This is a genomic window from Agromyces sp. NPDC055520 (assembly GCF_053619715.1).
This window is the reverse complement of sequence record NZ_JBSHJY010000023.1, coordinates 44,223-50,906: the sequence shown is the minus strand read 5'-3', so window position 1 is coordinate 50,906 and position 6,684 is coordinate 44,223. Positions and strand designations below refer to the sequence as shown.

Below are 6,684 nucleotides of genomic sequence, written 5' to 3'. Positions count from 1 at the left end.
GGTCGCCGTCGCACCGCCGGGCGCCGCCGGGCCGGCATGGCTCATGGCAGCGTTCGCGATCGGCTACCTCGGTGCGCGGGCGGTGACGCTCGGGCTCAGGGCGCGTGGCGCGGCATGGATGGTCGTGGGCACGGGGCGCTGAGGGCGCCGGCCACGCCGGCGATCAGGCGCCGGGCCCGCCGAGCCACTCCCGCGCTGCGGCGACGAGCGCGTCGACCCCGACGCCGAGCGTCGGCTCGATGAGCGGCGCGAAGTGCGGCGAGTGGTTCGAGGGGATGTCGTCCGGCATGCGTCCGGTCGCGAGCGCGTCGCCGAAGAGCGAGGGGTCGGAGCCGCCGAGGAACCAGTACACGAGCGGCACGCCGGCCGCGGTCGCGAGCACGCCGACGTCTTCGCTGCCCGAGATCACGCCGGGGTCGATGACGCGCTGCTCGCCGAGCACCCCGCGCAGCGCCGCCGCGGTGCGCTCGGTCGCAGCCGGCTCGTTCACCGTGACCGGGAAGCGCTCCTCGTAGTCGAACTCGGGCTCGCGCGGCGCCCCCGAGGCCGCGGCCTCTGCGCGGGCGATGCGCTCGATCGCCGCGAGCACCTTCGTGCGCACGGTCTCGTCGAAGGTGCGCACGCTGAGTCCGAGGGTCGCCTCCGCCGGGATGATGTTGTTCTTCAGACCCGCGTGGATCTGGCCGACCGTCACCACCGCGGCATCCGTCGCCGCCAGCTCGCGCGCGACGATGCCCTGCAGTCGCACGACCGTCGACGCCGCGAGGTAGGCGGGGTCGACCGTCGTCTCGGGGCGGGAACCGTGCCCGCCGGTGCCGTGCAGCCGAATCGTGAGCGAGTCGGCGCCGGCCATCGCCACACCGCCGCGAACCGCGGCGAACCCGGCGGGGAACGGGGCGACGTGCTGGCCGAGCACGACGTCGGGCTTCGGAATCCGCTCGTAGAGCCCGTCGGCGATCATCTCCTCGGCGCCGCCGCCCCACTCCTCGGCGGGCTGGAAGAGCGAGACGAGGGTGCCCGACCATGCGGCGCGATCGGCGACGAGGCGTTCGGTGGCACCGAGCAGGCACGTGACGTGCACGTCGTGGCCGCACGCGTGCATGACCGGAACATCGTTGCCGTCGGGGTCGGTGCCCCGAGCGGTGCTCGCGTACGGCAGGCCGGTCGACTCGAGCACGGGCAGGCCGTCCATGTCGGCGCGGAGCAGCACGACCGGGCCGTCGCCGTTCTCGAGCACGCCGACGACGCCGGTTCGCCCGATGCCCGTCGTCACCGTCAGCCCGAGCGCTTCGAGCGTCTCGGCGACGATGCCCGCGGTGCGGTGCTCCTGGAACGAGAGCTCGGGATTGGCGTGCAGGTCGCGGTAGACGGCGGCGAGGTCGAGGGTCATGCCGTCAGCCTAGGGGCGGAGAGCGGGCAGGCTCACGCCCCGCGCTCGGCGCGCCACTCGACGAGCAGCTCGGGCATGCGGCGCTGGATGAACGCGAAGAAGTCGCTCATCTCGGCGATGCGCTGCGAGGCGAGCGAGTCGGGGTCGTCGATCGCCTCGACGGCCTTGGACGCGAGCGCCTCGAGGTGGTCGTAGAGCGGGTTCTTGCCCATCGTGACGGTGTACCAGGCGTGCTCGGGCAGCTCGTAGAGCACCCGCCGCGACCCGCGCTGCGAGACCGACCGCACCATGCGCAGCGTCTGCAGGTAGCGCACCGCCCCCGAGATCGCGGCGGCGCTCGCGACGAGCTGGTCGCCGAGCTCGCGCGCCGTGAGACCGGGCGACTCTGCGGCGGTGAGCGCCATGAGCACGCGCGCCGGCATGCGCGGGAAGCCCGCCTCGGCCATCGCCGCGGCGGACTGCTCGACGAACTCGTGCATCGCCTGTTCGTCTCGCGCCATGCTCCCCATCCTCACAGAACGAGCGGGGCGAGAGCGGATGCCCCGCGCCCGCCTTCATCCGCCGAGGGCCAGATCCCGCCGCCGCACGAGGGCCGTCGCCCCCGCCGCCACGACGACCGCGATGCCCGCCATCACCCACGCCGCCGACCAGTCGATCGTCTCGGCGGTGACGATCGGCGTGTGGCTGAACGGCGAGATGTCGCGCATCCACTCGGGCAGCCCGAAGAGCCCGCCGAACTGACCGAGCACGATCGCGATGAGCAGCACCGCCCAGCCGAGGGCGATCGAGGCCCGCGGAACCAGTGCGAACACGAGGGCGGCGACCGCGACGATCACGAGGCAGGCCGGCAGCTGAGCGAGACCGGCTTCGGCGACGGTCGACATGCGCGCAGAGGCATCCGTCGACCCGATGAGCCCGAGGAACGCGCCGAGCACCGCGAAGGCGAGCACGGCGGCGACCGAGACCGCGCCGATCAGCAGGTACGCCGAGAACCAGCGGAACCGCGAGACGGGCGCGGCGAGCACGAGCTCTGCGGTGCCGCCCGCTTCGTCCTGCCTGGCTCGCATGATCGCCTGCACGCCCGCGACGGCGGCGAGCACGCCGACGAGGCCGAACAGCCCCGTCGTGAAGAGGTCGATCAGGCCGCCCTCCGCATCGGGGCCGGCGAGCGAGGCGAGGGTCTCGCTGATCGCCTGACCGGCCTGCTGCCCGTCGGGTGTGTTCACGAGGTCGACGACGGTCTGCCCGACCGCGCCGAGCACGACGCCGAAGAGCGCGCCGCCGATCGTCCAGCCGATGATGGGGTTGCGCAGCGTGCGCCAGACCAGCCCGATCGGGCCCGAGAGGCTCAGCGGCGCATGCAAGCGCCCGGCTCGCTCGGGGATGATGCTCGAGTCGAGGTCGCGGCTCGACTGCAGCCAGGCCGAGACGCCGAAGAGCGCCGCGCCCAGGCCGACGCACAGCGCGAGCGGCCAGACGAGCTGGTGCGTGTAGGGTGCGACGGCCTGCCCCCAGCCGATGGGGCTCAGCCAGCTCCACCATCCGGCCTCCATGCTGAGGCCGTCGGGCTGCACGGTGCCCGTCGCGTCGCCCATCGCGCGCAGGGCGTAGCCGAGGGTGACGATCGCGGCCGCGAGGCCGTTGGCGCCGCGCGAGGTGCGCATGAGCTGCGCGCACACCAGACCGACGCCGAGATAGGCGATGCCCACGGCCGACATGGATGCCGCGTACAACAGTGCGCCCGAGGCATCCGCCCCGTACGCCCAGGCCACGCCGCCCATGACCGCGCCGACCGCGATGCTCAGGATGACGCCCTCGAGCGCCGTCGCGAGGAGCGGCGCGATGCGACCCGCCGGCGTCGAGCCGACGAGCTCGGCGCGACCGGCCTCTTCATCGCCGCGCGTGTGCCGCACGGCGAGGAACGTCATCATCAGGCCGATCATGAGCCCGAGGAACCCGAACAGCAGGAAGAACTGGAACGCGTCGGCCGCGGTGCCCTGCGGGGTGCCGCGCAGCATCAGGATCGCCGGGCTCATGATGACGAGCTTGATGACGCTCGCGCGCTCTGCCGCGGTGCCGTAGGTCTCGGTGACGGCGGCGCGGCCGACGACCTCGAGCAGCGCGAAGAGCGCGATCCACACGATGATCTGCCACCGGTCGCGGCGGAACCGCGCGAGCAGCAGGGTCGGCAGCGTGTTCATCGCACGCCCTCGAGGCTCGGGGCCGCGGACTGCGGCTCGGCGATCTCGTCGTGGTAGTGCCGCATGAAGAGCTCTTCGAGCGACGGCGGGTTCACGGTGACGCCCGTGGCGCGAAGACGGCCGAGAGCGGCGAGCACCTCGGGCATGGCGTCGGAGTCGGCGGTGAAGCGCACCCTGGCGCCGTCGACCACGAGGTCGTGCGCGCCCGGGATGGCCGCGAAGCCGGCGGGGTCGAGCCCTTCGCCCGCGAACGAGATCTCGGTGCGCGTGAGGTGGCGGAGCTCGGCGAGCGTTCCCGTCTCGACGGTGCGCCCGGCGCGGATGATGCTCACCCGGTCGCACAGGTGCTCGACCTCGGAGAGGATGTGGCTCGAGAGCAGCACGGTCGCGCCGTCGCCGAGGAGCGCCGTGATCTCCTGCCGGAAGACCGCCTCCATGAGCGGGTCGAGGCCCGAGGTGGGCTCGTCGAGGATGTAGAGGTCGGCTGGGGTTGCGAGGGCGGCGATGAGGGCGACCTTCTGCCGGTTTCCCTTCGAGTAGGTGCGGCCCTTCTTCGACGGGTCGAACTGGAAGACCTCGGCGAGGTGCTCGCGCCGCGCCGAGTAGGCGCGCTTGTCGGTCGTGCCGCCGCGCAGGCGCGTGAGCAGGTCGATCGACTCGCCGCCCGAGAGGTTCGACCAGAGGTTCACGTCGCCGGGCACGTAGGCGATGCGGCGGTGCAGCTCGACGGCGTCGCGCCAGGGGTCGCGGCCGAAGAGCGTCGCGTGGCCGCCGCTGGCCCGGATCAGGCCGAGCAGCACGCGAATCGTGGTGGACTTCCCCGCGCCGTTCGGGCCCAGGAACCCGTGCACCTCGCCGGCCTCGACGCTGAGGTCGAGCCCGTCGAGTGCACGCACGCGGCCGAAGCGCTTCTCGAGGCCACGTGTTTCGATGACGGTGTTCATGGCGCCGACATTACGCCAGATTCACAAATTTGTGAATCTTCCTAACGGAACCCTAATGCCCTCGCCCAGCCGCCCGTCTCGCCCAGCCGCCCACTCCGACCTCCCTCCCGCGAACGGGCAGTCGATGCCGCCCCAACCGACGGGAGGCGACATCAAGTGCCCGCTCGGCGACCTGTGCCCAGGTCAGCGCGCGGCGGGCCGGGGCGGCGCCGTCGTGTCGCCGACGTGCAGCGTGCTCGTGAAGCAGCGCGACTGGGGCGGTTCGCCCGCGAGCATCTGCACGACGGCCTCGCCCGCCGCCCTCCCCTTGGCGACCGAGGGCTGCGCGAGCGTCGTGAGATCGTGCTGCAGTCCGTCGACGCGGATGCCGTCGAATCCGAGCACGCTCAGGTCGTCGGGCACGCGCAGACCGGCCTCTTCGGCAGCCTGGATGACCCCCGCGGCGAGCAGGTCGCTCTGCGCGATGACGGCGGTCGGTCGGCGAGCAGGGTCGGCGAGCAGCGCCCGGCCGGCCTCGAGGCCCTCTTCGATCGAGCTCGCACCCGCGACGCGACCCGTCGCCTCGGGGAAGACCGCGCGGGCCCCTGCGAGACGCTGGCTCGCGGTCGCCGCGGTGCTCGACCGGAGCACCTCGTCGGTGATCGGGCCACGGGTGCGCCCGGCGTCGAAGGGCAGGGTCACGATCGCGACATCCGCATGGCCCAGTTCTCGCAGGTATTCGGCGCCGCGGCGCGTCGCCTGGTGGTTGTCGATCGAGATCTCGGGGATGTCTTCCCCGGTCTCGCCCTCGATCGCGACCGCCGGGATGCCGCGTCGTCGCAGCGCCTCGATCGACACCGCCAGGCGCGGGCTGCAGCCGATGAGCACGACCGCATCGACCGGCGCGCTCTCGATGCTGACCGCACCCTCGCCCGCCTCACCGGTGTCGGTCAGCAGCAGCAGGCCCGCACCGAGGGGCGCGATGCCCTCGGAGATGCCGTCGAGCATCTGGATCTTCACGGGGTCGAGGAACGCCGCCCGCACGCGCTCTTCGAGCACGACGCCGACGATGCCCGAGCGCCCGCGGCGCAGCGATCGGGCGCGCGGGTCGGGGCCCGCATAGCCGAGGTCGGATGCCGCGGCGAGCACCCGCTCTTTCGTGGCGGCCGACACGGGGCCCGAGCCGCTGAACGCGAGCGAGGCCGTCGACGGCGAGACGCCGGCGCGTGCCGCGACATCGGCGAGCGTCGGGCGTGGAACAGCATCGGACTGCATGCGCCCGAGTCTAGGCCGAATCGAGTCCGAGCCGAATCGATTCGATCGACACCTTCGGCTTCGAGGCCGCGCCCGTGGCGTCGCCATCGCCTAAGCTCGCGGGCATGTCGAGAACCGCCCTCATCACCGGCGCGAGCTCCGGCCTCGGCGCCGAGTTCGCCCGCCAGCTCGCCGCCACCGGCGCCGATCTCGTGCTCGTGGCCCGCGACCGCGCCGCCCTCGACGAGCTCGCCGAGCGGATCCGCAGCAAGCACGGCGTCGAGGTCGAGGTGCTGCGCGCCGACCTGCTGAAGCCGCGTCATCTCAAGCTCGTCGTCGAGCGGCTCTCCGACCCCGAGCGGCCGATCGACCTGCTCGTGAACAACGCGGGCTTCGGCCTTCCGCTCGACTTCGCGGCCAACGACATCGACGACGAGGTGCGCCACCTCGAACTGCACGTCGAGGTGCCGATGCGCCTCAGCCACGCTGCGCTTCGCGCGATGCTCCCTCGCAAGCGCGGCCGCATCATCAACGTCGCGTCGGTCGCCGCGTTCATCCCGCGATCGACGTACGGCGCGTGCAAGGGATGGCTCGTCACGTTCAGCGAGTGGGCGAATGGGAAGTACGGGCCCAAGGGGGTCACGATGACCGCCGTGTGCCCGGGCTACACGCACACGAACTTCCACGAGCGGCTGGGCCTGCCGCCGGGGCAGGAGGGCATTCCGAGTTGGATGTGGCTCGACGCCCGGACGGTCGTCGCCGAGGGCCTTCGCGATGCCGCACGCGGCAAGGCCGTCTCGGTGCCGTCGCTTCGGTATCGACTGCTCGTGGGCCTCGCACGGCTCGCACCGAGCTCGCTCGGCGCCCGGATCGGGGCGCGCGGGCGCTGACGCGGGCGTTCGGGTTCCGAGACGGC

General features: G+C 72.7%; 6 protein-coding genes. 1 reads left to right on the top strand and 5 read right to left on the bottom strand.

All coding sequences use genetic code 11. The annotated features are described in order from the left end of the window. Positions 1 to 163: 163 nt before the first annotated feature. The 5 genes from ACWGST_RS10955 to ACWGST_RS10935 form a co-directional block, all read right to left on the bottom strand. Positions 164 to 1,390: an amidohydrolase gene (locus tag ACWGST_RS10955; protein ID WP_452046697.1), complete on the bottom strand. Its 1,227-nt coding sequence runs from the start codon at positions 1,388 to 1,390 to the stop codon at positions 164 to 166. 32 nt (positions 1,391 to 1,422) lie between these two features. Next, entirely contained in the window at positions 1,423 to 1,890 is a 468-nt protein-coding gene (locus ACWGST_RS10950; protein WP_452046696.1) for a GbsR/MarR family transcriptional regulator, read from the bottom strand. 54 nt (positions 1,891 to 1,944) lie between these two features. After that, positions 1,945 to 3,591 carry an ABC transporter permease gene (locus ACWGST_RS10945; RefSeq protein ID WP_452046695.1) on the bottom strand — a complete coding sequence of 549 codons (1,647 nt, stop codon included), beginning with the start codon at positions 3,589 to 3,591 and terminating at the stop codon, positions 1,945 to 1,947. Beyond that, positions 3,588 to 4,535, bottom strand: a complete 948-nt coding sequence (locus ACWGST_RS10940; protein ID WP_452046694.1) for an ABC transporter ATP-binding protein — start codon at positions 4,533 to 4,535, stop codon at positions 3,588 to 3,590. The genes ACWGST_RS10945 and ACWGST_RS10940 overlap by 4 nt, the downstream gene beginning before the upstream one ends. Before the next feature lie 183 nt (positions 4,536 to 4,718). After that, positions 4,719 to 5,789: a LacI family DNA-binding transcriptional regulator gene (locus ACWGST_RS10935; protein ID WP_452046693.1), complete on the bottom strand. Its 1,071-nt coding sequence runs from the start codon at positions 5,787 to 5,789 to the stop codon at positions 4,719 to 4,721. Positions 5,790 to 5,893: 104 nt separating this feature from the next. Between ACWGST_RS10935 and ACWGST_RS10930 the strand changes: the two genes are divergently transcribed. Beyond that, positions 5,894 to 6,658, top strand: coding sequence for an SDR family NAD(P)-dependent oxidoreductase (locus ACWGST_RS10930; RefSeq protein ID WP_452046692.1), 765 nt, complete (start codon positions 5,894 to 5,896; stop codon positions 6,656 to 6,658). Positions 6,659 to 6,684 lie beyond the last annotated feature (26 nt).

Excerpts from the sequence above, each read along its gene's own strand:
- ACWGST_RS10955 (WP_452046697.1), bottom strand. The coding sequence starts at position 1,390 with ATGACCCTCGACCTCGCCGCCGTCTACCGCGACCTGCACGCCAATCCC.
- ACWGST_RS10950 (WP_452046696.1), bottom strand. The coding sequence starts at position 1,890 with ATGGCGCGAGACGAACAGGCGATGCACGAGTTCGTCGAGCAGTCCGCC.
- ACWGST_RS10945 (WP_452046695.1), bottom strand. The coding sequence starts at position 3,591 with ATGAACACGCTGCCGACCCTGCTGCTCGCGCGGTTCCGCCGCGACCGG.
- ACWGST_RS10940 (WP_452046694.1), bottom strand. The coding sequence starts at position 4,535 with ATGAACACCGTCATCGAAACACGTGGCCTCGAGAAGCGCTTCGGCCGC.
- ACWGST_RS10935 (WP_452046693.1), bottom strand. The coding sequence starts at position 5,789 with ATGCAGTCCGATGCTGTTCCACGCCCGACGCTCGCCGATGTCGCGGCA.
- ACWGST_RS10930 (WP_452046692.1), top strand. The coding sequence starts at position 5,894 with ATGTCGAGAACCGCCCTCATCACCGGCGCGAGCTCCGGCCTCGGCGCC.